This is a genomic window from Stenotrophomonas sp. (genome assembly GCF_035634915.1).
Taxonomy (GTDB): domain Bacteria; phylum Pseudomonadota; class Gammaproteobacteria; order Xanthomonadales; family Xanthomonadaceae; genus Stenotrophomonas.
Genome location: NZ_DASQCB010000012.1, coordinates 113384 through 136662 on the forward strand (window position 1 = coordinate 113384; position 23279 = coordinate 136662).

Consider the following 23279-nt stretch of genomic DNA (forward strand, 5'->3'; position numbering starts at 1 on the left):
GCCGGGTGGGTAGACGGGTCGGGGGACGCCGTGAACCCATCCCTGGGGGCTTGGCCGCGGCATCCATGCCGCGGACACCCCCGCCCCGCCTACCCACCCGGCCTCTGACAGTTTCCCGCGTCCCCCCACCACGGAAGATCAAGAGAAAAGGCAAGAGCAGAAGCAACGGCCAAAGCAGCGCGCTGGCGGCCCCGGCTTTGCGAGCGAAGCGACCCGCTTGTTGCCTTTGCTGTTGATTTCCCGTGGTGGGCGCGCGGGAACGTGTCCGTGGCCGGGAGGGTGGGTTGGCTGGGGGCGTGAGCCGCATGGATGCGGCGACCGAGCCTCCATGGACGGATTCACGGCGTCCCCCAGCCAACCCACCCTCCCGGCCAAACCACATTGCCAAGGCTTTCGCCCCCCCACCACGGAGGGGCCCCGCCGTTCGCCGATCCCCCGCCGCAGGCGGCCTTTCGCGCTGCAACATGCCACCACGCAGACCTGCGCCATCATGGAACCCCCGCCTCCGCCCCACCAGGACCGTGCCATGCAGCAGTACCTGCTCATCATCTACATCGAACCTGCCCTGCTGCAGGCCCTGCCCAGCGAGGAATTCAACAGGCTGATGCGCGACTGCCTCGCCCATGCCGATCAACTGCAGGCCGAAGGCACCCTGCTCATCGCGCAGAAACTGCAGCCGGTCGACACCGCCCAGACCCTGCGCGTGCGCGATGGCCAGAGCCGCGTGCTCGATGGCCCCTTCGCCGAAACCCGCGAACTGCTGGCCGGCTTCAACCTCATCCGCGCGCGCGACCGCGACGACGCCATGCGCATCGCCCGCCAATTCCCCTGGGCCCGCTTCGGCAGCATCGAAGTGCGGCCGCTGGAAGACATGGACGCCGAGCGCGAACGCTGCGGCGCACCGGCGGCGGCTATGGCAGCAGCCGCACCCTGACATCGCGCTTGCCGATGCCTTCGTTGCCGCTGTAATCGCGCGCACTGCCACGAATGATGTACTCGCCCGGCGGCAGCGCCGCCGGCTGCCAGCGACCGGTTTCCATCAGGCCATCGCGCACGGTGTTGGTGGCCAGGTAGCGGAAGCGGGTCACCGCGCTGCCGTGCACGGTAATGCCGCTGTCCGGCGCATAGGCCACCTTCACCGCCTGTTTCTGTGGCGGCATGCGGTTGAACACGATGTTCCAGCGCGGCTGCTCGTAACCCTGCAGCGGTTGCCCGGCCGCGTCGAGGATCTGGTAGCCCACCTGGTACGGCCCCAACCGGCGGCGCGGCAGGTTGTTGTCCACCTGGTCCCAGGCCTCCACCACGATCTGCACGCCACGTCCCTGCCGGGCCAGCATCACCACGCCGTCGCTGCCGGCGGCCAGCGGCTGGTCGTTGTCATCCAGCAGGCCCACGTCGGTGATGCGCGGTGCGAAGTGGTCGGCATAGCCGGTGAAGCCCAGCGCCACCGCATTCGTCTCGAAGCCGCTGGTGCCCACCTGCAGGTGCACGTGCGCCTGGCTGTTGATGCTGCCCAGCCGGTCGCCAACATGGATGCGCGTGCCACGCCGCACACGGATGCGCTCCAGCGTGCCGTCCTCGCCGTACAGCGGCTGCCAGCGCGCGTCGAACGGCTCACCGGCAGGAGTACGGCCCACCCGCATGTGGATATAGTTCAACCGCCCCACCGCCAGCCCTTCGGCCTGGCCGCCCAGGCTCCACGCCGCAATCGGGCTGCTGATCTTGCCCTCGGCAATGGCCAGCACGCTCTGGCCCACGTCGCCACGCACGTCGAAGCCGCCGTGCAGGTGGTGGCGGCTCTCGCCGGTGAAGGTGCCACGCACTTCGCCCAGCGTGCCCACCACCTCGTGCCAACCCTGCTGCGGGGCCAATGGCCAGCGTCCGCCGGTATCAGGCAAGGCGGCATCCGCGGCGGGCCCCACCAGCGCCGGTGCCGGCAGCGCGCCCACCGCCAGCGGGCGCACGCGGTGCACGCGGTAGCCGGCGGCGTCGGCCACCAGCAGGCTGCCGTCGTCCTCCACGGCCAAGCCGCTGGGCCGGGCAAGGCGTGGCAGACGATCGTTGCCGAGCAGTGCGATCTGGTGGCCCTGCGGGGTCACCTGCACGATGCGCCCGCCGAAGTCGCCCACGTACAGCACGCCGTCGTGGGTCGTGGCCAGCGACAGTGGACCGTTGATGACGCCACCATTGCCGACCACGGTGCTCACCGTGCCATCGGCACCGACGCGACGCACCGCGTTGTTGAAGAAGTCGGCCACCAGCAGCGCACCGTGCGCGTCGAAGGCCAGCGCCACCGGTGTATCGAAGCGGGCCTCGCCGCCCACCGCATCGGCGAAGCCGGGACGGTCACCGCCGGCCAGCGTACGGACGTTGCCATCGGTGCCGATCACCCGGATGCGGTCGTTCCAGGTATCGGCCACCCATACCTGGCCCTGCGCATCCACCGCGATACCCATCGGCCCATCGAAGCGCGCCTGCGCCGCCGGGCCATCGGCAAAGCCCTGCGTGCCACCGGCCACGGTGGTCACCTGGCCATTGGTGCCGATGCGGCGGATCGCGTGGTTGCCGGTGTCGGCCACGTACAGGTTGCCCTGCGCGTCGGCGGCAATGCCCGAGGGCGTATTGAAGCGTGCCTGCAGGCCAGCCCCATCGGCCAGGCCCTCGCCCTGCCCCGCTACGGTTTCCACCCGGCCATCGGGCAGGCGGCGGCGGATGCGGTTGTTGTCACCGGCGTCGGTGAAATACACGCTGCCATCGGGCGCGCGCAACAACGCGTAGGGCTCGGCGAAGCGTGCCTGGGCCGAGGCACCGTCACGGTCGCCGGGGTGGCCATCACCGGCCAGCGGCTCGATCTGTGCCGTCCAGGCCAGCGGCGTAGGGAGCGGGCCAGCGGGCGCGGCCGGTGCCTGCGCGGGGTGTTGCCACCATGTCGCAGCGAGCGCGGCTGCCGTTGCCGCCACCACTGCACCCACTGCCACCCATTGCCGCCGTGCCATCGCTCGCATTCGCCCCAACCCGAAAGTGGCCACGACGATAGACGCTGGCCGCAGCGGCGTCGAGGGCGACACTTGTAACGGCCTCGCGATCAGGCTTCAATCAGCGCATTCCCAGCGCATTCCAAGGATGGTTGCCCGCATGGCTCTGCGTACCTCCGCTTCCCTGCTGCTGGCCGCAGCACTGTCTGCTCCCGCATGTGCCTTGCCGGCCGTCCACCGCACATCACCGCAGGACGGCGTCCCGGCCATCAACGCCGAACAACGCGATGCCGGGCTCGAAGAGAAAGTCGACCGCGCCGTCCAGCTGGCGCAGCAAGGCAACCTGCCGGAGGCTGCGCTGGCCTTCGATGCGGCCCTGGACGATCCACGCATGGCCTCGGCGCCGGCCGAGCTGCGGGCCCGCGTCCTGAGCACCGCCGCCTGGGCCGATGCCTCCCTGCGCCGGTTTCCGCGTGCCACCGAACGCGCCCAGCAGGCCATCGCGCTGGCACCTGACCAGGTACTGCCGCTGTTCACCCTGAGCGCGATCGAGGCAGCGCAGGGGCACGTCAAACCCGCTGCTGCGTTGATGGTGCGGGCCATCGGCAATGCCGTGGGGCCGATGCCGATCAATATCGAGCGGGTCAGCAAGATGCAGCGCAACCTCATCAAAGCGCCCACCGAGCGCCGTGAGTTCCTGCAGGCGTTGTTCGACAACCACTGGTTGGACGAAGGCGACGAACCGGTGGAGCTGTGGCTGACCCTGGCCGGTCTGCAGCACGACGCGGGTGACGGCGATGCAGTGCGCGCCACCATTGCGCGCATCAATGGGCCGATGGAACTGATCCAGCTGCGCAGCGACAAGCGCTTTGATGCCTACGTCGACCGCAGCAGCCCGCGCTTCGACCCGCGCCTCGCAGCGCAACGCCAGATGGATGACCTGCGCGTGCGTGCCTCGCTCAGCGACGGGAACGATTCAAGCCTCACCCTGCTCAGCGCCACCGCCCTCACGCTGGGCGACACCGCACAGGTGATGGCCATGACCGATGGCATTGCAGACGCCGCAGCAAAGGGCGGTCAACTCGAAGAGCCGGAGGGGAAGTGGGCAGGCTGGCTGCTGGCCAGCCGCGCCGTCGCCCAGCGGCGCATGGGCCAGTCCGACGCCGCCTTGCAGACCGCGCGCATGGCCGCACGGCTGGCCAAAGGCAGGCCGTACGCGGCGGTTCATCAGCTGAACGTGGGGCTGATGCTGTGCGCTCGCGGCCAGTACGAAGAGGCACGCGCCAGCATCGCATCCATGCCGGATCTGGTCGGCTACGGCGCCGCCCAGCAGCAGTACATCCGTTTCGTGGCTGCGCACCATGGCGGCGATGCGCCAGCGGCAGCGGACGCCCGGCAGCGGGTGGCCGCGCTGGGTGAAGACGCACACGAGATGCAGTACGAACTGCCGCTGGTCACAGGGCAGATGGACGACGCGGCCAGGGCGCTGATCGCGCAGCTGCGTTCGCCCGAACTTCGCGGCAGTACGCTGCTGGCCCTGCAGGAGATGCGCACGGTGCCGTCACTGCCCGCCACCGCCGCCGTGGATGCGCGCTGGCGCCAGTTGAAGGCGCGGCCGGATGTGCAGGCGGCCGTGGCCGAGCTGGGCCGCATCGAACGCTACGACCTGTTTGGCAGTGACAGCTCACGCTGACACATTCCTGGAGCCTCTTTACATGCCTGTCGCTTTCGCTCGTACGCTTGTCGTCGCCCTGTCGCTGTCGGTGATATCCGTGGCAGCTGCAGCCACCCTGCCTGCACAGAAGCTTTCCAGCGCCATGTCCGAGGCCACGCCCTCCCAGCAGCTGCGCATGGGCTGGACCGCTGCCGAACAGGGCGACTACCCGCGTGCGCGCGCACTGCTGGAGCGCCTGCGGGCCGACCCGCGCCTGGCCCGCAGCGGCAATGAGATGCAGGCCGGCACCTACGAACTCGAGGCCTGGCTGACGCTCGAAGAGAAGCGCACCGAAGATGCGTTGGGCCTGCTGTTGAAGGCACAGGCGCTCACCCCGGAACGGACCTACCCGCGCGACATGCGCGCGTTGTTCTACACACGCGCCGGTCGGCCGGCCGACGCAGCACGCGCCCTGTGCGAAGCGCTTGCGTGGGATGCCGGCAATGCCAGCGAACGCTTCCGGCCGGCACTGGTCAACCATCTGACGCAGGTACTGCGCGATGATGATGCAAGCCTCCAGCCCCTGCTGCAGGCCCTGTTCGATGCGCAGTGGACCGACGAAGGCCAGGACCCGCAGTACCGCTGGGCAAAGCTGGCCCAGCTGCAGGCAGACGCCGGCCAGAGCGATGCCCTGCAGCGTACCGTTGACCACATCGATCAGCCCATGCCGCTGCTGTTCCTGAGCTTCGACCGGCGCTTCAACGCCGCCATGGCTCGCCGCGCCACACCGATCACGGTGGATGATGCGCTCGCCCCGTACGTGGTGCTCCTGCGCGGCGACGTGCAGGCCCATCCCAACCAGCTGGCACGTATCAATGCGCTGCTGGGCGGCCTGCTGCAGGCCGGTGACAACACAGGGTTGCTGGACGCCAGCGCTGCATTTGCCGATGCCACCCCCGCCTTCTACGCGCACGACGATGAGGCGCTGATGCAGATGGCCTGGCTGCTCAACCTGCGCGCGGAGGCACAGCGCCGGCTCGGCCAGACCGATGCGGCGGTGGCCACCCTGCGCCACGCCATGACCTTCGGTACCGACGGGCACCCCGCCGTCAGCCAGCAGCTGAACCTGGCCCTGTGGCTGGCCGATGACCGGCAGCCCGCACAGGCCCTGGCCCTGATGGATGAACTGCATGACATCAGCGACTACGGCAGAAGCGTAGCCGACCTGGTACGGGTGGTGGCCTACCAGCAGCTGGGCGATACGGCAGGCGTCTCGCGCGCCACCGCCGCCATTGCCGGGCGAGGCAACAGTGATCGCGAGCCCTACATCCACGCGCTGCTGGCACAGGAGCGTCTGGATGAGGCCGCCACCGAGATCATCGCGCGCCTGCACGATCCGCAGACGCGCCAGCTCACCCTGCAGTTCGTGCAGGATTACGGCGATATCCCCAAGTGGCCGCTGGACGCCCAGCGCATGGCACGCAAGCAGCAGGTACTGCAGCGCGACGACGTGCGCGAGGCGATTGCCGCCGTCGGTACCCGCGGACGTTATGCACTCTATCCCTTTGAATGATCGCTATTTCGCCGGCACTTCGATGCCGGTGCCCATCGCCTCGCGATAGCGCGCGTACAGCGCCATCACCTTGTCCACGTAAGCCAGGGTTTCGGCATACGGCGGCACACCGCGGTAGCGGCTGACCGCACCGATACCGGCGTTGTAGGCGGCCGCCGCCAGCGGGCGGTCACCGTTGTAGCGGCGCAGCAGCGCGCGCATGTAGCGCGCGCCACCGTCGATGGACTGCTGTGGCGAGAACGGATCACGCACGCCGTACTCCAGCGCGGTGTCGGGCATCAGCTGCATCACCCCCTGCGCGCCCTTGCTTGATACCGCCAGCGCATCGAAATTGCTCTCGGCATGGGCGATCGCGCGCAGCCAGGCGTCATCCACGCCGGTGGCCTTGGCCGCCGCCTTGAACTGCCTGGCATGCTGGGCCAGCTGCGGCGTGCCGACCTTGCCCAGCCCTTCATGGGCGGGCTCCCCGGGCGGGGTGGCGACGGTGAACTTCAGGAACACCCGCGAGCCGGGCAGATTGCGGGTGGAATAGACCAGCACGCCGTCCTGCTCGCGTTCGTACAGCACACCGCTGAACACGCCCATGTTGCCCCACAGGTTGGGCGTCTGGATGGCGTTGTCGTCGATCTCCTTCGGCGTACAGCGGGAGCCCGGCTCCGGCGCGGTGGCCAGGCTGACCGTATTGCCCTGCACACAGCGGTAGACCGTACGGGCGCTGGCCAGGCCCGGCAGCAGCAACAGCGCAGCGATGACGGGGCGGAGGATCATGGCGGCCGGATGATCCGGCCGCGCCCGCTAAAACCGGGTGAATGGGCTGGTAGGCGACCCGGTAGAGTCGACCGTTGGTCGACTCTACCGGCGCCGGCTGCGCACCCAGTACCCCATGCCCAGCAGCACGAACCAGACCGGGCTGGCCACCAGCGCCTGGCGGGTGTCGGCCTGCAGGCTCAGCAGCACCAGCACCCCAGCGAAGAACACCAGGCAGGCCCAGCACATGGCCACGCCACCGGGCATCTTGAAGATCGACGCAGCGTGGCGCTCGGGGTAGCGGCGGCGGTAGACCATGTAGGCCACCAGGATCAGCGACCAGACGAAGATGAACAGCACCGTCGCCAGCGTCGTCACCAGGGTGAAGGCGGTCACCAGGTTGGGGATCAGGTAGATCAGCAGGGTGCCGCCCAGCAGGCACAGGCAGGAGAACAGCAGGCCGCGCGCCGGCACCGCCGCCCGCGACAGGCGCGACAGCCCGCGCGGCGCGTGGCCCTCTTCGGCCAGGCCGTACAGCATGCGGCTGGTGGAGAAGATGCCGCTGTTGGCCGAGGATGTGGCCGAGGTCAGCACCACGAAGTTGATCAGGCTGGCCGCGGCCGGGATGCCCGCCAGCACGAACAGCTGCACGAACGGGCTCTTGTCCGGCACCACCTGGCGCCACGGCGTCACCGCCATGATCGCCACCAGGGCCAGCACGTAGAAGATGATGATGCGCACCGGGATCGAATTGATCGCCTTGGGCAGGTTGCGCTCCGGGTCGGCGGTTTCAGCGGCGGTGGTGCCCACCAGCTCGATGCCGACGAAAGCGAACACCGCAATCTGGAAACCGGCGAAGAAGCCCACCAGGCCCATCGGGAACAGGCCGCCGTCATTCCACAGGTTGGACAGCGAAGCGGTATGGCCGCTGGGCGAGGTGAAGCCCCAGGCCACCAGGCCGGCACCGGTGATGATCAGCGCGCAGATGGCCACGATCTTGATCAGCGCGAACCAGAATTCCATTTCACCAAACAGCTTCACCGTCACCAGGTTCAGGCCCAGCAGCAGCATCACGCACAGCAGCGCCGGTATCCACGCCTGCAGCTCGGGGAACCAGAACTGCGCGTAGGCGGCGATGGCGATGACATCGGCGATGGCGGTGACGATCCAGCAGAACCAGTAGGTCCATCCGCAGAAGAACCCGGCCCAGGGCCCGAGCAGGTCGGTGGAAAAATCGATGAAGGATTTGTACTGCAGGTTGGACAGCAGCAGCTCGCCCATCGCGCGCATCACGAAGAACAGCATCGCGCCGATGATGAGGTAGACGAACAGGATGGACGGACCGGCCAGGCTGATGGTCTTGCCCGAGCCCATGAACAGGCCGGTACCGATGGCACCGCCGATGGCGATCAGTTGCAGGTGCCGGTTGGACAGGCTGCGGCGCAGGTGTTCGGGGGGCGTGGCGGGGTCGGTCATGGGCGCGGGAAGGGGCGGGTGAAGCCTCCGACGGTAGTCCTCTGCGACGCCAAGCGCCAGCGGCACAGCGGGTGGAGACGTCATTCCGTACCGCTTTCACCCCGATACGGCACCTCATGTGGCCCCACCCATTTCCCCCGGGGCCCGCAACATGCTCAGATAGCGCATCCGACCAAGGACCGGCCCGTCATGCGCAGCGCCCCGCCCCGCCCCCAGGAAGCCCGTCGATGAGCCGGCTGGGCGTCGTCATCGCCGCAACCCTGCTGGCCATCCTCGCCGCCGTCGTGCCGATCGCGGTGATGGTCTACGCCACCTGGGACCGCGCCGTCAGCCTGGAACAGAGCCGCCTGCGCGAAATCGCCGAACGCACCCTGCGCCGCGCCGACGTGTCCTACGACCAGTCACTGGCGGTGCTCAAGACCGCCGAGGCATCACGTCTGGCGCCCTGCAGCGCAGCGCACATCCGGCGCATGCAGAGCCTGGTGATGACCACGCCCTCGGTCGACCAGATGGGGTATTTCGAAGGCGGCAAGCTGCGCTGTACCTCCTGGGGAATGTTCGAGGGCGATGCCGACCAGCCTGCCCCGGACCATGTCACCAGCGATGGCGCCGGCATCAGCATCAATGTGCGCCCCAAGACGACCGATGGCAGCAAGGTCATCGCCGTCACCTATGGCGCGTACGACACGCTGGTGGACCCACGCCGCTTCGTCGATGTCATCGCCGACCCGAAGACCCGCCTGGCCCTGGCCAGCCCTGACGGCCGCCTGCTGTCCCAGCAGAGCGGTATCGAACCGGCCCTGCTGGCGCGGCTGCTGCGCCAGCCGGGCGAGGGCCTGGACAACAACACCCTGTACGCCACCGCCCGCAACAACGAATGGCTGGCGATCGCCACCGGGCCGCGCACCGCCCTGGCCGCGACCTTCCGCCAGCAGGCCTGGCTGTTCGTGCCCATCGGCCTGCTGCTGGCCGCCGCAGGTGCAGGCCTGGTGATCTGGCTGTCGCGGCGCCGGCTGTCGCTGCGTGGCGAGCTGGCCATCGCCATCCGCCGCCGCGAGCTGTACCTGCACTACCAGCCCATCATCGAACTGGAGACCGGCATCTGCGTCGGCGCCGAAGCCCTGGTGCGCTGGCAGCGCCCCGATGGCACCCAGGTGCGGCCGGACATCTTCGTGCCGCTGGCGGAAGAACATGGCCTGATCGCCGACCTGACCGATCTGGTCATCGAGAACGTCGTGGCCGACATGCGTGATCTGCTGGTGCAGGACCGCAGCGCGCATATCGCCATCAACCTCGATGCCGGGGACATCATCAGTGGCCGTGCGTTGAAGTCGATCACCCAGCGCATGGCCGGCAGCGGCATCCTGCCGCAGCAGATCTGGCTGGAAGCCACCGAACGTGGCTTCCTCGACGCCGACCGCGCACGCACCATGCTGGCCGCAGCGCGGCGCGCCGGCCACAGCATTGCCATCGATGATTTCGGCGTGGGGTATTCCAGCCTGCAGTACCTGGAGCAGCTGCCGCTGGATGCGCTGAAGATCGACAAGTCGTTCGTCGATGCCATCGGTACCGAAAGCGCGACCAGCCCGGTGACGCCACACATCATCGACATGGCCAAGGAACTGGGCCTGTGGGTGGTGGCCGAAGGCGTGGAGACCGAACCGCAGCTGGCCTACCTGCACAGCCAGCAGGTGCAGTTCGGCCAGGGCTGGCTGTTCTCACGCCCGCTGCCGCGCGATGAGTTCATCGCCTTCCACCGGCAGCGCCAGCAGCGCTACGGCGCCGCGCGGGAGGACATGCAGAACCCGCGCAGCGTGCCGGTCGAGCAGGCCCCGGCAGAAGAATGACCGCCAACGGCTGCGCCCCTCGGGGTGGGCCGTCCGCAATCCGCGGGTTGGCCGGCGGGTAGATCCACGCCATGCGTGGATGGCACGGCCAAGGTAGTGCCGGCCGCTGGCCGGCATCCACGCCCAACGCCGGCTACGCCCAGGCCTTCGGCCTGGCCCACAACCACGCCGCGCACACCGCCAGCAGCAGCAACGGCAACCACGCCAGCTGCCCCGCGCCTGCCGACTGCAGCACCAGGCCACCGGCCACGCCACCGGCGGCAATGGCCAGGTTCCAGCCCGTCACCAGCATCGACTGCGCCAGATCGGCCGCAGCACCTGCGCGCCGGGCCACCGCCGTCTGGAACAACGTCGGCACTGCGCCAAACGCCACGCCCCACAGCACGCTGGCCAGCAGCAGCACCTGCGGCACGCCCGGCCACAGCAGCAGGGCCACCACCGCCAGCACGAAGCCCACCACCGCAGCCCACACCAGCGTGCGCAGGTGACGATCCACGCCCCAGCCAGCAATGCCGATGCCCGCAATGGCGGCCACGCCAAACACCAGCAGCACACGGTCCAGCCAATGCTGTGCGCTTGCCACCATCGCCAGCGGCTCGATGTAGGTGTAGAGCACGTTGTGCGCCAGCACGTACAGCGCCATCACCAGCAGCGCGCTGCGCACCCCGGGCAGGCGCCAGACGCTTCGCAGCGGCGTGCGCTGGCCACCACCTGCTGCCGGCAGCGCAGGCACTGCCAGGCGTATCCATGCCAGCAGCAGCACCGCCAGCAGCGCCATCAGGCCGAACGCCCAGCGCCAGCCGATCTGCTGGCCCAGCAACGTGCCGGCGGGCACACCCAGCGACAACGCCAACGGCGAGCCCACCATCGCCAGCGCAATCGCCCGCCCCTGCAGTTCCGGTACCACCAGGCGCGCGGCATAACCGGCCACCAGCGACCACAGCAGGCCCGCACCTACGCCCGCCAGGAAGCGCACCACCAGCAGCAGCGTGTAGTTGCTGGTCAGCGCGGTCAGCGCATTGACCACCACGAATCCGGCAATCGCCGCCAGCAGCAGCGGTCTTCGCGGCAGCCGCTGGGTCAACGCGGTCATCGGCAACGCAGCCAGCACCGAACCCAGCGCGTACACGCTCACCAGCTGGCCCACCGCCGCATCGCCAACGCCCAGGCTCTGCCCCATCGGGCGCAGCACGCCGGCCGGCAGGGTTTCGGTCAGCAGGGTGATGAAGCTGCCGCCGGCCAGCGCCAGCAGGGCATTCCACGGCAGCCGCGTGGCCTCGCCCGCAGGCGAGGACGCATCGATGGCATGGCCGCTCACCGCGCCGCACCCAGATCGCGGTACACCGCATCGCGCAGGTCATCAACGAAGGCACCGTGCATGCCTTCGTACAGGGTGTTGGTCAAGGCGACCACGCTCAGTCCGCGCGCCGGGTCGACAAACCAGCTGTGCCCATAGGCACCGCCCCAGCGCCAGGTGCCCACCGCCTGCGGCGTACCCGACGCCGCCGCATCACGCAGCACCGCAAAGCCCAGGCCAAAACCCCAGCCCGGCGGATCGGGCGGCCCCTGCTCGCCCGCCTGCAGCAGTCCCATCTCTGCGGCCAGTGCAGGCGGCAGCAGCGCGGACGCCTGCACGTCGCGCAGCGCTTCGAGCACGGTCATCACCTCATCCGCCGTGCCGACCAGGCCAGCACCGGCCGACGCATAGCGGCGCGCATCGGTTGCGCGCGCCAGGCTGTATTCGATGCCCACGGTGCCATCGAAGGGCGCGACGATTCCACCTTCCTGCAGGCGGTGCGGCTGCGGCACATCGCTCACATAGGGCGTGGCCAGGCGCGCGCCCTGTGTTGTACTGAAGCCGGTATCACGCAGGCCCAGCGGCTGCGCCAGCAGCGCATCGAACAACTGCTGCAGCGTCTGACCGCTGGCCGCTTCGGCCACCGCGCCGGCCACATCCACGCCCAGCGAGTACAGCCACTGGCTGCCCGGCGCAAACAGCAGCGGTACCTGGCCGATGCGCTGCACGTTGTCCTGCAGGCTCACCGGGTTTGCATCCATGCCATCGCTCACACCGGCACGCGCATACGGCCCCTGCGCATCCGCTTCCAGGAAACGGTAGCCCAGGCCGCTGGTATGGCTCAGCAGCTGCCGCAGGCTGATCGGCGGCACGCTGCCATCGGCCAGTGCCGGGCGGAACGTCGGCAGCCAGCGCTGCACCGGCGTATCCAGATCCAGCACGCCGTCGGCCACCAGGCGCAGGATGACCGTGGTCAGCAGCGGCTTGCTCACCGAGGCCAGGCGGAACAGCTGGTCGCGCTGCATCGGCGTGCCTGCCTCGCGGTCGGCCAGGCCAGTGGCGCTGGCATGGCGCAGCACACCGTGTTCGCGCACCAGCACCACCGCGCCTACCAGGCGCTGCGGGTGCGCCTGCTGCAGCACATGGGCCACACCGGGCAGGGTGGGTGTGGATGCATCGAGGGAAAGAGCATTCATTGGGCAATCCTCGGGGGGAGGGCCGCCACCTTAGGCAGCCGGCGCCGGGGTAAAAAGCGGGGCCGCGCTCCGTGCTTCGTGGACACAGCGGTCCGCAATGGCCGCTCGCCACGGACTGCAGGGGCCGGCTGGCCGCAGCACCGGGGTGCACCGCAGTGTTGCAGCGGCCGTCTAGCCGGCCACGGCATCTGGCCCTACCCTGCGTTTTTCCCGTCGCCCTGCCCCATGTCCGTCCTCGACAACCTCGCCAACCTGCAGACCTTCGTGCATGCAGCCGATACCCGCAGCTTCGTCGAGACCGGCCGACTGCAGGGCATCTCCGCCTCGGCCGCCGGCAAGTGCGTGGCGCGGCTGGAACACGCGCTGGGCGTACGCCTGTTCCACCGCAGCACGCGCAGCATCACCCTTACCGCCGAGGGCCAGCTGTTGCTGGCGCGCTGCCGCCGCATCCTCGCCGAGCGCGATGCCGCCCACACCGAACTGGCCCAGCCGCATGCCGCCCCCAGCGGTACCCTGCGCATCAGCCTGCCGCTGGTGGGTGACCTGACCCTGCCACTGCTGGCCGATTTCATGGCCGCCTACCCGGACATCCGCCTCGATCTGGATTTCAGCGACCGCCTGGTCGATGTCATCGAAGAAGGTTTCGATGCCGTGCTGCGCGTGGGTGAACCCAGCGATTCGCGCATGAATGCCCGGCGCCTGGGCGTGTTCCCGCGGCGCATCGTCGCCTCACCGGCCTACCTGCAGCGGCGCGGCGTGCCCAAGGCACCGGCCGATCTGCTGCAGCACACCCTGCTGCACTACCGGTTCCCCAGCAGCGGCAAGCTGGAACCGTGGCCGATCCAGTGGCCGGACGAACAGGCCGCGCAGGAACTGCCGGTGCACATGGTCGCCAACACCATCGAAGCGCGGGTGGCACTGGCCCTGCGCGATATCGGCCTGGCCTTCGTGCCGGTGCATTCGGTACGCGATGCCATCGCCGATGGCCGCCTGGTCACCGTATTGGATGAGCACGTGCATTCCTGCGGCACCTTCCACCTGCTGTGGCCGTCCGGCCGCCACGTGCTGCCGAAGCTGCGGGTGTTCATCGACTTCATCGGCGCACGGCTGGATACCGTCCCGTAACCCAGTAGATCCACGCCATGCGTGGATGATGGGGCATCACCACCGCGTCCATTCATACACCAACGCTATAATCCCCCCCTCATTCCCCAAGAGGCCCGCGTCCAATGCGCCAGTGATGCCGCCGTCTTTCCACCAGACGGCCCGACTCTTCCCGCCCCTGTGCGCAGGGGAGAACCAGGCATCCCATGGAGGTCGCATGACCACGCATTCCCTCGCGCTCGATCGCGTGTCCTATCGGTTGGCCGATGGCCGATCGCTGTTTTCCGAACTGTCGTTTTCCTTTGAACCCGTGGCCACCGGCCTGGTCGGTGCCAACGGCGCCGGCAAGAGCGTGCTTGCGCGCCTGCTGGCCGGGCAGCTGACACCCGACAGCGGCCAGGTGCGCGGCAGCGGCCGGGTCTTCCTGCTGCCCACACCCGGCTACCCGCCACGCGGTACGGCAGGTGAGCTGGCCAGCGTCGGCGCTGAACTGGCCGCGCTCGCGCGCATCGAAGCCGGCAGCATCGACGAAGCGGATTTCGCCTGCCTTGGCGACCGCTGGGACCTGCGCGAGCGCCTGCAGCAGCAATGGCGTGCCCTGGGCCTGCTCGATGATCTGCAGCCCACGCAGCCGGCCGCGCACCTCAGCGGTGGCCAGGCCATGCGCGTTGCATTGTCCGGCGCATGGGCCAGCGGCGCCGATTGGCTCATCCTCGACGAACCCAGCAACCATCTGGATGCACGCAACCGCCAGCAGCTCTATCAGCAGCTGCAGCAATGGCCGGGTGGACTGCTGGTCATCAGCCACGACCGCGACTTGCTGGCCAACATGCAGCAGATCGTGGAACTGGATGCGCGCGGGCTGCATCGCTACGGCGGCCCGTGGCAGCACTACGCCGACGCACGCGCCGCCGAACGCGAGGCCGCAGCCCACCAGCTCGACCACGCCCGCGCGCAGCACCGGCAGCAGCAGCGCAGCGCGCGCGAACAGCACGAACGCCAGCAGCAGCGGCAGGCGCGCGGCAACCGCGATGCCAAGCAGGCCAACCAGGCGCCAATCCTGCTGGGCGGGCAGAAGCAGCGCGCGCAGGCCACCCAGGGCCGTGCGCAGCAGATCCAGGCCGAGCGCCTGCAGGCCAGCGCGCAGCAGCTGCGCAGTGCCGCTGCCGCCGTGCAGGCGGCACCCGAGCTTGCGCTGTTCGCCAGCGAAGGCGAGCGTGGCAGCGCGCGCCTGCTGCAGGCGCACGATCTGGTGCTGCCACACGGTTGCGACGCACCGCTGCAGCTGGATATCCGTCGCGGCCAGCGCATCGCGGTGGTGGGTGACAATGGCAGCGGCAAGTCCACCCTGCTGCGCGTACTGGCGTGCCAGCTGCAGGCGCGGGCGGGCGAGGTGCAACGACATGTGCCGCTGGCCCTGCTGGACCAGCAGCTGCTGGCGCTGGCCGGCGAGCGCAGCATCCTCGACACGGTGCAGGCGGCCAACCCCACAGCCGACCCGGCCGAGCTGCGCACGCGGCTGGCGCTGCTGGGCTTGGACGCACAGCGCATCCAGCGGCCCGCCAGCAGCCTGAGCGACGGCGAACGGGTGAAGGGCGCGCTGGCCAGCGTGCTCTATGCAAAGCCTGCACCGCAGCTGTTGCTGCTGGACGAGCCCGGCAACGCGCTGGACCTGAGTGCGCTGCAGGCACTGGAATCATTGCTGGGCGCGTGGGATGGCGGGCTGGTGATGGTGAGCCATGACACCCACGTGCTGCGCGCATTGCGGCCAACGCAGGTGCTGCAGGTGGGTGCCGACGGTTGGCAGTGGCGCGATTCACCCCCGGGGTGACCCCCCCATCCGCGCATGGCGTGGATCTACTGGTTGGGCCGCGTCATCGACGGGCGTGCAGTAGAGCCACGCCACGCGTGGATGCTTCTGCCCTCAGCGCTTCCACACCGGGAACGCCTGCGGCAACTGTTGCCACAACAACGGCCCCGCGCGCAGTTCACTGTCATTGAGCAGGCACGCATCCAACGTCGCACGTACCGCACGCTCATCCATGTGCACACCGATCACCACCAGCTCCTGCCGGCGGTCGCCCCACAGCGGGTGCCAGATCCGCGCCATCGCCGCATGCGCGTCCCCATCGGGAAATGCCTCCACCCCCGGCAGCGGCGCACTCCAGCACTCGGCCTGCTGCCGCGCCCAGCCCAGGTCGCTGTAGGGCAGCGGCGTCGGCGGCAGCAGCGGCGTCGTGTCCTCGTCGCCGGCACGCACGCGCTCGCGCGCCGCATACCAGAAGCCAGCCGCCTGGGTCCGCGTCGCGGCACCCACGCTGCTCAGTTCGCCCACCCAGTCCATGCGGTTGGCCAGCCAGAACCAGCCTTTGCTGCGTATCACCCCCGGCATGCCCTCCTGCAGCGCACGGGCGAAGCGCCCCGGGTGGAACGGCCGGCGCGAGCGGTAGACGAAACTGCCGATGCCGTATTCCTCGGTCTCCGGCGTGTGCTCGCCGCGCAGTTCCTTCACCCAGCCCGGTGCCTGCTGCGCACGGTCGAAATCGAAGCGGCCGGTATCCAGCAGCTCGCGCAGAGGTACATCGCCAAACGACGACAGCAGCAGCTTCGCATCGCGGTTCAGCCCACGCAGCACCGCCAGCGTGTCCTGCAGCACGTCCTCATCAGCCTGGTCGACCTTGCTCACCACAATCACGTCGGCAAATTCCACCTGCTCGCACAGCAGGTCGACCACACCACGGTCATCGTCCGGGCCGGCCTGCTGGCCACGATCGGCCAGGCGCAGGGTCGATCCGAAATCGGCCAGGAAGGCGCTGCCGTCAACCACGGTCACCATCGTGTCCAACCGCGCGATGTCACTCAGGCTGAAGCCCTGCTCATCGCGCACCGCGAAGGTCGCTGCCACCGGCATGGGTTCACCGATACCGGTCGATTCGATCAGCAGGTAGTCATAGCGCCCGGCGTCGGCCAGCCGGCGCACCTCCTGCAGCAGGTCCTCGCGCAGGGTGCAGCAGATGCAGCCGTTGCTGAACTCGACCAGCGTTTCCTCGGTGCGGCGCAACTCGGCACCACCGTCGCGCAGCAGCTGCGCATCGATGTTGACCTCGCTCATGTCATTGACGATGACCGCCACGCGCAGGCCGTCGCGGTTGCGCAGGATCTGGTTGAGCAGGGTGGTCTTACCGGCCCCGAGGAAGCCGGACAGCACAGTGACCGGCAGGCGGCGGTCGGCACGGGAAACAGGGTTCATGCGGGGCGAGAGGCTGCGGATGGAAATGTTACTATATAACATTGTTTGGACGCGCCGCAGCGTCGGAGTTGCCGACTGCAGAGCCGAGCCCATGCTCGGCTGCCCGCGCTATTTGCCGTAACGGCGCAGCAGCTCCACCAGCACTTCGGCCTCGGCGGCCCGCTGCTGCGGGTCCTCGGCCGCCACCACGTGTTCCTGCAGGTGCTCGTGCAGCAGCTCCATCAGCAGGCTGTGGGCGGCGCCGCGCACGGCCGCCACCTGCACCAGCACGTCCGCGCAATCGCCCGCCGCGCCCTCGGGGCGGTCCAGTGCCTGTTCCAATGCCGCCACCTGGCCGCCGATGCGGCGTACCCGGGTCAGCAGCTGTTTCCGGTTCTTGTGCACGTGTGCCATGGCCATATCGTATACCCTATGGGGGTATCATTCCACTCATGAATGCCCCCATGCACCTGGACGCCCTCGCCGCCTCCCGCCGCCACGACCACCGTTTCGACGATGGCAATCCGCTGGCCGAACGCAATACCCGCCGCGCCATGTGGCTCACCGTCAGCATGATGTTCATCGAGATCTTCGGTGGCTGGTGGTTCAACTCCATGGCGGTGCTGGCCGATGGCTGGCACATGAGCTCGCACGCCCTGGCGCTCGGCCTTTCGGTATTCGCCTATCGCTGCGCCCGGCGCTATGCGCACGATCCTCGCTTTGCCTTCGGCACCTGGAAAATCGAGATCCTGGCCGGCTACACCAGTGCCATCGCCCTGCTTGGCGTGGCCGCGCTGATGGCCGTGCAGTCGCTGCAGCGGCTGTGGGTGCCTGCGCCCATCCACTACGACGAAGCCATCCTCATCGCCGTGGTCGGCCTGGGCGTGAACCTGCTGTGCGCCTGGTGGCTGCACGACAGCCCGGGCCACGCCCACCACTCTCATGGTCATGCACACGCGCATGGCCATGACCATGACCACCACGACCACGATCATTCCCATGGCCACGACCTCAACCTGCGCTCGGCCTACATGCACGTGCTGGCCGACGCTGCCACCTCGGTGCTGGCCATCGTCGCCCTGCTGGGCGGCAAGCTGTGGGGCGCCGCCTGGCTGGACCCGGTGATGGGCCTGGTCGGTGCCGTGCTGGTGACGGTATGGGCGGTTGGCCTGCTGCGCGACAGCGGCCGCGTGCTGCTGGATGCGCAGATGGATGCGCCGGTAGTGGCCGAGGTTCGCGAAGTGATCGAACAGGGCCCATGGCCGGCGCGCCTGGCCGATCTGCACGTATGGCAGGTCGGCCGCGGCAAGTACGCGGTAGCCGCCAGCGTGGTCACCAGCGATGCTGCGCTGGATGCCGACCAGCTGCGCCAGGCCCTGGCCGTGCACGAGGAACTGGTGCACGTCACGCTGGAGATCCATCGCACGGCGTGAGGCGGCTGCTCCGGCTTTTGTAGCGTCGAGCCATGCTCGACTGCTCCTGATTTTCCGTAGAGCCAAAGCAGTCGAGCATGGCTCGACTCTACAGAAGCAGAGGCAGCCGGGCATGGGCTCGGCTCTACAGAAGCGGGCGCCTACAGCTTCAGCAGCATCCGCAGCAGGTACAGCTTCAGCGGCAGCGCACTCAGCACCGCGCCACAGATGCCCAGCCACGCGTAGCGCTCATCGCGCGCCCGCGCCGCCACCGCCAGGCCCAGCCCCACCACCGCCGAGGCCAGCACGCCCACGCTCATCCCGGCCGCCGGAGCGCCGCCACCGAACGCCAGCGCCGCCAACCAGCCCGTGCCCCACCCGGCCAGCAGCCCCAGCCAGCTTGCCAGCCCGCACCACGGTGCTTTGCCCTGCGCCATCCCGACTCCCCGGTCTTTGCCGAATTTCTGCACGGGCCACGCCCGCCTGCGCCCTACACTAGCCGCACCTGCCCCATCGGGACATCCCATGCACGCGCTGCGCCTGCTGTTGCCCGGTGTCCTCCTGCTGCTGGGCGGCTGTTCCGGCGGCCCCCAGCTGCCGTTCTCCTCCGATCCCCTGCAGGGCTGCTTCGCCACCGGCGCGCGCAAGCCCGCCGAGTTCCGCATCGACAAGGAAGGCGGCCAGTACTTCGTCGCTTTCGAACGCGACGGCCGTTGGCAGCGCGAGCCCACTGCACTTACCCAGGCCAGCCGCAGCGACATCACCCGCTACTTCCGCGACGATGCCGAGCAGATCGACAGCGCCCTCATCCGCAGCGCCGGTGGCTTCGGCCTGTTTCACACCAAGGCGGGCGCTTCGCTGAAGGCCAAGGCCGGCGACAGCGACTACATGGCCCTGCTGCTGATCGGCGCGGGGCCGGTGTATGCGGTGAAGTGCGAGTGATCTGCAACTTTTCTCATGGCATTTCGCGCTCAAGCGGTTGACGTTGTTCGTTTTGAGGACAACGCCATGCTGCTTTCCCTGCTGCTCACCGTAGCCTCTGGCGCCACCACCGGTGCCAGCGATGAGATCCGCCAGACCGAAGAGGGTCGCACGCTGGTGCTGCGCACCATCGACTGGGAAACCGGGGATGGCCAACGCACCCGGGTAACCGTGCACTGGCAGCTGCGGGACGACGGCAGCCTGCTCTATGACTACGCGGAACAGCCACCGGCCACGCAGGCTGTGCATCGCCGGGCCTGCGCCGTGGACGGCATGGTGCCCTCCCCGGGCATCGGCATTCTCAGCGGCGAAGGCGCCACCCATGGCTTCCACTGCAGCAGCTCGCCCTGAAACAGCCCCCTGCAGCCCTCACCACCGGTCGGGTACCATGCCCTCCCCCGCCCAGCCCCGGTACCCGCCGTGCCCCATTACACCGGCCCCCTGCTCACCCGCGACAGCGCCGACGCCCTGCGCCGCGCGCACGACAAGGGCGCTGCCGACTGGCAGGGCTCGCTCGACCTGGGCCGCAGCGAGGAAGCGGTCACTCTGGACGCCGAGGGCTTCCGCTTCCGCAGCCAGCACTACCCCTGGCCGGGCAAGCTGAAGGACCGCACGCTGTACTACTGGGACGGCGAGGACTTCGCTCCGATCTCCCGCTTCAGCGGCTCGCTCATCAAGCTGGTGCCCACCGAATGGGGCGCGCCCACCTTCGAGATCGATGGCATCAAGATGCTGCCAACCTCCAAGCTGTCGCCCTTCGAGGACGCGCGCCGCAAGGTCGAACTGGTCGCACCGGCCGGCAGGTCCATCCTCGATACCTGCGGCGGCCTCGGCTACTTCGCCGCCTGCGCGCTGGAAGCCGGTGTCGGCCAGATCCGTTCGTTCGAAAAGAATCCCGATGTGATGTGGCTGCGCACGCTCAACCCGTGGTCGCCCGATCCGGACTCGGCCGCCGCCGGTGGCCGCCTGCACTTCGGCCAGGGCGATGTCTCGCAGCAGATCGAACAGGTGGCCAGCAACAGCGTCGATGCCATCCTGCACGACCCGCCGCGCTTCGGTATTGCCGGCGAACTGTATTCGCAGGCGTTCTACGATCATCTGGCCCGCGTCATCCGCAAGGGCGGCCGCCTGTTCCACTACACCGGTGCACCGAACAAGCTGACCAGCGGCCGCCACGTGCCGCGCGAAGTGGCCAAGCGCCTGGAAAAGGCCGGCTTCAAGGCCGAGCTGGCGCTGGATGGCGTGCTGGCCATCAAGCGCTGACGCCCACGCGCTGGCCTCTATTCGCTGGCCCCTATTCGTAATCCACCTTGGCCAGCGTCTTCACCCACTGCGGCACCACCGGCTCGTTGCCGTAGTAGTCCTTCGGCTTCTTCTCGGCCATCGCCCAGCGGTGCAGCCAGCTGGGGCCGTAGCGTCCGTCATAGCCCTCGGTACCGCGCGCATACGCCGGGTCACGCACCGCTTCTTCCAGCGAAACGAAGCGATAGCCACGTCGCCTGGTGGCGGCTACCAGCTCGGCGAAGGTCGCTGCGTTCAGCTCGTTGGCATGCATCAGCCACACCTGCGGCAATGCGTAGCCCAGCAGCGCCTGCGATTGCTGCTCGTAGTAATCCAGCTTGTTCAGCATGTACGGCACATAGCCTTTCCGCAGCCGCGCCAGCGTCGCCTCACGCTCGGGTGAATCGGCCTGCTCGTTCATCACGTTGGCATAGGCGAACGCCCACACCCACTCGCCGTTGTCGACGGTCACCGGCGCGATGCGATACCCGTGCTCGGCGAAGAACGCGTCCATCACCGCGCGGTCCTGCGGCGTGCGGCCGGCGCGCAGGTACGGGTGGCGCATCCACTGCGGCACCTGGCCGCGCTCGGCCAGCAGCGGCTTCAGCACCTCCTCGCCGCGCAGGAAATCCTGCTGGAAGGCGGCCACGCCCTTGGCATTCAGATCCATATGCGACCAGGTGTGATTGCCCAGCTCATAGCCGGCATCGCGCCAGTCGCGCAGCATCTGCACGCGCGCCGGCTGCACCACGCCCGCCACTTCCAGCTTGTTGCCGTTGACGAAACCCACCACCGGCACGCCGGCCTGCTGCAGCTGCGCCATCAGCGCCTCATGGCGCGCCTGCAGGTCAGCAGGCACGATCTCATCCAGCCGTGCCCAGGGCAGGTCATCGATGGTCACCGCAATACGGCGGTCCACTTCACCGGCCTGCGCCACCAGCGAAAGCAGCAACAGCGGCACGGCACGCAGCAACGAACGCATCGGCAGATCCTTGTTCCGGCAGGAGCGAGCACTCTACCTGCGCCGCCAGGGCGCATCTACTCTGGCGCGTGCAACGGCAGCGAGCGCCACAGCCACACGCCGACCACCGTAGCGGCCAACAGCACACCACACAGCACGATGGCCAGCGCGTCAGCCGCCTGCGGTATCGGCAGGCCCGCGTCCACCAGAATCTGCGGCAGGCTGCGCTGCGCCGGCAGTGCCGCCGCTACGTCGCCCGGCATCGGTTCGGCCATGCATACCATCGGCAAGCCGTCCACCAGGCCAGCCCAGACCTGCTCATACAGGCGCAGCAGCTTTACCGCCAACGCCGTGGCCAGCAGCTGCAGACCCAGCAGCCCCCCTACGCTGCGCGATTGCCGGCCACGCCCCTGGTACAGCCAGTGCACGCTGACGGCCAGCGTCCCCAGCAACGATGACATCAACGCCATCACCACCACCCAGCACACCGGTTGCCAGTCATCCAGCGCACCGGCCCGGGCCAGCAGGTGCTCGGCCACCTGCATGCGTGCCACCGGATCGCCCCCGCCACACGCAAGCAACAAGGGCAGCTCGATCGGTTCAAGCAGCAGATGGACGCGATGGTGAAAGTAGCCCACCGCCAGCGCCACCGATGCCAGGGCCAGGCCGTGCAGCAACAGCAGCATCAAACCAGCGCCAAAAAAGCGCCTGAGGCGGGCGGTCCTGAGCGTCATGCATTCCTTCCCGGCAGAGGCCTTGCATGCTAGCCGCGCGGCCGCAGGCTGTCGGCAGGCAGATGCGACATCGGCACCGAAGTCGGCCATCATGTGCGTCCTGCACAGGAGGGATGCCGATGCTGGGGCTGTATCTGTTCGTTCGGTTGGCACTGCCGTTGCTGCTGGCTGCGCTGGTAGCGTGGCTCGCCGCGCGCTGGATCAATGCGCGCCTGGCTGCGCAGCCCGCGCTGAAGATTCCACTGCCCGCACACAGCCTGCTGGACAGGGCCGCCGCGCAGCACCGCTACCGCCGGCTGCGCCGGCGCAGGCCGAACCTGACCCACCTGCAGGTATCACCGCACGCGCCACGCAGCTGGCTGTGGGCAACAACGGCCGCCATCGTGGCCACCCTGGTGGCAAGCGTCGTGCTGATGCCCGAAGGCGCCCGGTTCCAGCAGATGGTGGAAAGCGTGATCGGCTACCCGGCAACCGTCATCGAGGTCACCCTGCCCGCAGGCCGTCACGATGCGCTGCTGCAGCAGTGGAGCCCGGTGCTGGTACAGACCGCGCGGCCCATCAGCCTGCGCTATCGGGTGGGCCGCACCGCGACGCCGCGGGAAACACACGCGGTCATGCCAGTCCATGTGCGCCGGTACGGCAACCACCTGCAGATCGCCACCGCGCAGCCGGTCGATGGCGCACGCCTGCGTGCGGCCCTGCAGGGCCTCGATGCCCGCGCAACCGAAGCCACTGTCATTACCCAGACCCGCATCGCGCCCTGGCGCGAAGCGGGCTGGCGGGCATGGGCACCGCACGCGGCCGAGTAGCGC

At 68.8% G+C, this 23279-nt stretch carries 21 protein-coding genes; 11 read left to right on the plus strand and 10 right to left on the minus strand.

The window, feature by feature from the left end; translation table 11 throughout:
- Positions 1-526: 526 nt before the first annotated feature.
- Positions 527-934 (plus strand): YciI family protein, encoded by a 408-nt coding sequence (locus tag VER16_RS09865; protein ID WP_324807657.1) that lies wholly within the window; start codon positions 527-529, stop codon positions 932-934.
- On the opposite strand, the gene VER16_RS09870 is transcribed toward VER16_RS09865, so the two are convergent.
- On the minus strand, positions 912-2996 hold the full coding sequence (locus tag VER16_RS09870) for a gluconolaconase (protein ID WP_324807834.1): 2085 nt from the start codon (positions 2994-2996) through the stop codon (positions 912-914). The two genes, VER16_RS09865 and VER16_RS09870, sit on opposite strands and share 23 nt — an antisense overlap.
- A gap of 139 nt (positions 2997-3135) precedes the next feature.
- Between VER16_RS09870 and VER16_RS09875 the strand changes: the two genes are divergently transcribed.
- Together VER16_RS09875 and VER16_RS09880 are read left to right on the plus strand one after the other, a co-directional pair.
- The gene (locus VER16_RS09875) at positions 3136-4668 is read left to right on the plus strand and encodes a hypothetical protein (protein WP_324807658.1); all 1533 of its coding nucleotides are present in this window, start codon (positions 3136-3138) and stop codon (positions 4666-4668) included.
- Between the two features lie 22 nt (positions 4669-4690).
- A complete protein-coding gene (locus tag VER16_RS09880; RefSeq protein WP_324807659.1) occupies positions 4691-6202 on the plus strand; it encodes a hypothetical protein in 1512 nt (503 codons plus the stop codon).
- A 3-nt stretch (positions 6203-6205) separates the two neighbouring features.
- Here the strand turns inward: VER16_RS09880 and VER16_RS09885 are convergent, their stop codons facing one another.
- Together VER16_RS09885 and cycA are read right to left on the minus strand one after the other, a co-directional pair.
- Positions 6206-6970 carry a lytic transglycosylase domain-containing protein gene (locus tag VER16_RS09885; protein WP_324807661.1) on the minus strand — a complete coding sequence of 255 codons (765 nt, stop codon included), beginning with the start codon at positions 6968-6970 and terminating at the stop codon, positions 6206-6208.
- A gap of 84 nt (positions 6971-7054) precedes the next feature.
- Positions 7055-8425 carry a D-serine/D-alanine/glycine transporter gene (gene cycA / locus VER16_RS09890; RefSeq protein WP_324807663.1) on the minus strand — a complete coding sequence of 457 codons (1371 nt, stop codon included), beginning with the start codon at positions 8423-8425 and terminating at the stop codon, positions 7055-7057.
- A gap of 227 nt (positions 8426-8652) precedes the next feature.
- Here cycA and VER16_RS09895 point away from each other — a divergent pair, with 227 nt between their 5' ends.
- Positions 8653-10272, plus strand: a complete 1620-nt coding sequence (locus VER16_RS09895; protein WP_324807665.1) for an EAL domain-containing protein — start codon at positions 8653-8655, stop codon at positions 10270-10272.
- A 133-nt stretch (positions 10273-10405) separates the two neighbouring features.
- Here VER16_RS09895 and VER16_RS09900 read toward each other — a convergent pair whose 3' ends face one another.
- Together VER16_RS09900 and VER16_RS09905 are read right to left on the minus strand one after the other, a co-directional pair.
- Positions 10406-11590 carry an MFS transporter gene (locus tag VER16_RS09900; RefSeq protein WP_324807667.1) on the minus strand — a complete coding sequence of 395 codons (1185 nt, stop codon included), beginning with the start codon at positions 11588-11590 and terminating at the stop codon, positions 10406-10408.
- The gene (locus VER16_RS09905; RefSeq protein ID WP_324807669.1) at positions 11587-12765 is read right to left on the minus strand and encodes a serine hydrolase domain-containing protein; all 1179 of its coding nucleotides are present in this window, start codon (positions 12763-12765) and stop codon (positions 11587-11589) included. Before VER16_RS09905 ends, VER16_RS09900 begins: the two co-directional genes overlap by 4 nt.
- Before the next feature lie 225 nt (positions 12766-12990).
- Between VER16_RS09905 and VER16_RS09910 the strand changes: the two genes are divergently transcribed.
- Both VER16_RS09910 and VER16_RS09915 read left to right on the plus strand, forming a co-directional pair.
- Positions 12991-13890: a LysR family transcriptional regulator gene (locus VER16_RS09910; RefSeq protein ID WP_324807670.1), complete on the plus strand. Its 900-nt coding sequence runs from the start codon at positions 12991-12993 to the stop codon at positions 13888-13890.
- A 196-nt stretch (positions 13891-14086) separates the two neighbouring features.
- Positions 14087-15700, plus strand: a complete 1614-nt coding sequence (locus tag VER16_RS09915) for an ATP-binding cassette domain-containing protein (RefSeq protein ID WP_324807672.1) — start codon at positions 14087-14089, stop codon at positions 15698-15700.
- A gap of 93 nt (positions 15701-15793) precedes the next feature.
- Here the strand turns inward: VER16_RS09915 and VER16_RS09920 are convergent, their stop codons facing one another.
- A complete protein-coding gene (locus VER16_RS09920) occupies positions 15794-17119 on the minus strand; it encodes a GTP-binding protein (RefSeq protein ID WP_324807674.1) in 1326 nt (441 codons plus the stop codon).
- A 108-nt stretch (positions 17120-17227) separates the two neighbouring features.
- Positions 17228-17512: a metal-sensing transcriptional repressor gene (locus VER16_RS09925; RefSeq protein ID WP_079220449.1), complete on the minus strand. Its 285-nt coding sequence runs from the start codon at positions 17510-17512 to the stop codon at positions 17228-17230.
- 50 nt (positions 17513-17562) lie between these two features.
- On the opposite strand from VER16_RS09925, the gene dmeF reads away from it, so the two are divergent.
- Complete coding sequence (gene dmeF, locus VER16_RS09930; protein WP_324807677.1) at positions 17563-18531, plus strand: CDF family Co(II)/Ni(II) efflux transporter DmeF; 969 nt, start codon at positions 17563-17565, stop codon at positions 18529-18531.
- Between the two features lie 140 nt (positions 18532-18671).
- Here the strand turns inward: dmeF and VER16_RS09935 are convergent, their stop codons facing one another.
- Positions 18672-18947, minus strand: a complete 276-nt coding sequence (locus tag VER16_RS09935) for a hypothetical protein (protein WP_324807679.1) — start codon at positions 18945-18947, stop codon at positions 18672-18674.
- Positions 18948-19035: 88 nt separating this feature from the next.
- Between VER16_RS09935 and VER16_RS09940 the strand changes: the two genes are divergently transcribed.
- The 3 genes from VER16_RS09940 to VER16_RS09950 all read left to right on the plus strand — a co-directional run bounded on the left by VER16_RS09940 (position 19036) and on the right by VER16_RS09950 (position 20754).
- Positions 19036-19452, plus strand: coding sequence for a hypothetical protein (locus VER16_RS09940; protein WP_324807680.1), 417 nt, complete (start codon positions 19036-19038; stop codon positions 19450-19452).
- A gap of 66 nt (positions 19453-19518) precedes the next feature.
- On the plus strand, positions 19519-19842 hold the full coding sequence (locus tag VER16_RS09945) for a hypothetical protein (protein WP_324807682.1): 324 nt from the start codon (positions 19519-19521) through the stop codon (positions 19840-19842).
- A gap of 69 nt (positions 19843-19911) precedes the next feature.
- Entirely contained in the window at positions 19912-20754 is an 843-nt protein-coding gene (locus VER16_RS09950; protein WP_324807683.1) for a class I SAM-dependent methyltransferase, read from the plus strand.
- Between the two features lie 31 nt (positions 20755-20785).
- On the opposite strand, the gene VER16_RS09955 is transcribed toward VER16_RS09950, so the two are convergent.
- Positions 20786-21754: a polysaccharide deacetylase family protein gene (locus VER16_RS09955; protein WP_324807684.1), complete on the minus strand. Its 969-nt coding sequence runs from the start codon at positions 21752-21754 to the stop codon at positions 20786-20788.
- Positions 21755-21810: 56 nt separating this feature from the next.
- The gene (locus tag VER16_RS09960) at positions 21811-22419 is read right to left on the minus strand and encodes a hypothetical protein (protein WP_324807686.1); all 609 of its coding nucleotides are present in this window, start codon (positions 22417-22419) and stop codon (positions 21811-21813) included.
- Between the two features lie 167 nt (positions 22420-22586).
- On the opposite strand from VER16_RS09960, the gene VER16_RS09965 reads away from it, so the two are divergent.
- Positions 22587-23276 carry a hypothetical protein gene (locus tag VER16_RS09965; RefSeq protein ID WP_324807689.1) on the plus strand — a complete coding sequence of 230 codons (690 nt, stop codon included), beginning with the start codon at positions 22587-22589 and terminating at the stop codon, positions 23274-23276.
- The last annotated feature ends 3 nt before the right edge of the window (positions 23277-23279 follow it).

Bases quoted from the DNA above. Each gene is read 5' to 3' on its own strand.
- VER16_RS09965 (WP_324807689.1), top strand. From the start codon at position 22,587: ATGCTGGGGCTGTATCTGTTCGTTCGGTTGGCACTGCCGTTGCTGCTG.
- VER16_RS09880 (WP_324807659.1), top strand. From the start codon at position 4,691: ATGCCTGTCGCTTTCGCTCGTACGCTTGTCGTCGCCCTGTCGCTGTCG.
- VER16_RS09925 (WP_079220449.1), bottom strand. From the start codon at position 17,512: ATGGCACACGTGCACAAGAACCGGAAACAGCTGCTGACCCGGGTACGC.
- VER16_RS09915 (WP_324807672.1), top strand. From the start codon at position 14,087: ATGACCACGCATTCCCTCGCGCTCGATCGCGTGTCCTATCGGTTGGCC.
- VER16_RS09910 (WP_324807670.1), top strand. From the start codon at position 12,991: ATGTCCGTCCTCGACAACCTCGCCAACCTGCAGACCTTCGTGCATGCA.
- VER16_RS09920 (WP_324807674.1), bottom strand. From the start codon at position 17,119: ATGAACCCTGTTTCCCGTGCCGACCGCCGCCTGCCGGTCACTGTGCTG.
- VER16_RS09935 (WP_324807679.1), bottom strand. From the start codon at position 18,947: ATGGCGCAGGGCAAAGCACCGTGGTGCGGGCTGGCAAGCTGGCTGGGG.
- VER16_RS09905 (WP_324807669.1), bottom strand. From the start codon at position 12,765: ATGAATGCTCTTTCCCTCGATGCATCCACACCCACCCTGCCCGGTGTG.
- VER16_RS09955 (WP_324807684.1), bottom strand. From the start codon at position 21,754: ATGCGTTCGTTGCTGCGTGCCGTGCCGCTGTTGCTGCTTTCGCTGGTG.
- VER16_RS09870 (WP_324807834.1), bottom strand. From the start codon at position 2,996: ATGGCACGGCGGCAATGGGTGGCAGTGGGTGCAGTGGTGGCGGCAACG.
- VER16_RS09865 (WP_324807657.1), top strand. From the start codon at position 527: ATGCAGCAGTACCTGCTCATCATCTACATCGAACCTGCCCTGCTGCAG.
- VER16_RS09875 (WP_324807658.1), top strand. From the start codon at position 3,136: ATGGCTCTGCGTACCTCCGCTTCCCTGCTGCTGGCCGCAGCACTGTCT.
- VER16_RS09885 (WP_324807661.1), bottom strand. From the start codon at position 6,970: ATGATCCTCCGCCCCGTCATCGCTGCGCTGTTGCTGCTGCCGGGCCTG.
- VER16_RS09940 (WP_324807680.1), top strand. From the start codon at position 19,036: ATGCACGCGCTGCGCCTGCTGTTGCCCGGTGTCCTCCTGCTGCTGGGC.
- VER16_RS09945 (WP_324807682.1), top strand. From the start codon at position 19,519: ATGCTGCTTTCCCTGCTGCTCACCGTAGCCTCTGGCGCCACCACCGGT.
- VER16_RS09895 (WP_324807665.1), top strand. From the start codon at position 8,653: ATGAGCCGGCTGGGCGTCGTCATCGCCGCAACCCTGCTGGCCATCCTC.
- cycA (WP_324807663.1), bottom strand. From the start codon at position 8,425: ATGACCGACCCCGCCACGCCCCCCGAACACCTGCGCCGCAGCCTGTCC.
- dmeF (WP_324807677.1), top strand. From the start codon at position 17,563: ATGCACCTGGACGCCCTCGCCGCCTCCCGCCGCCACGACCACCGTTTC.
- VER16_RS09960 (WP_324807686.1), bottom strand. From the start codon at position 22,419: ATGCTGCTGTTGCTGCACGGCCTGGCCCTGGCATCGGTGGCGCTGGCG.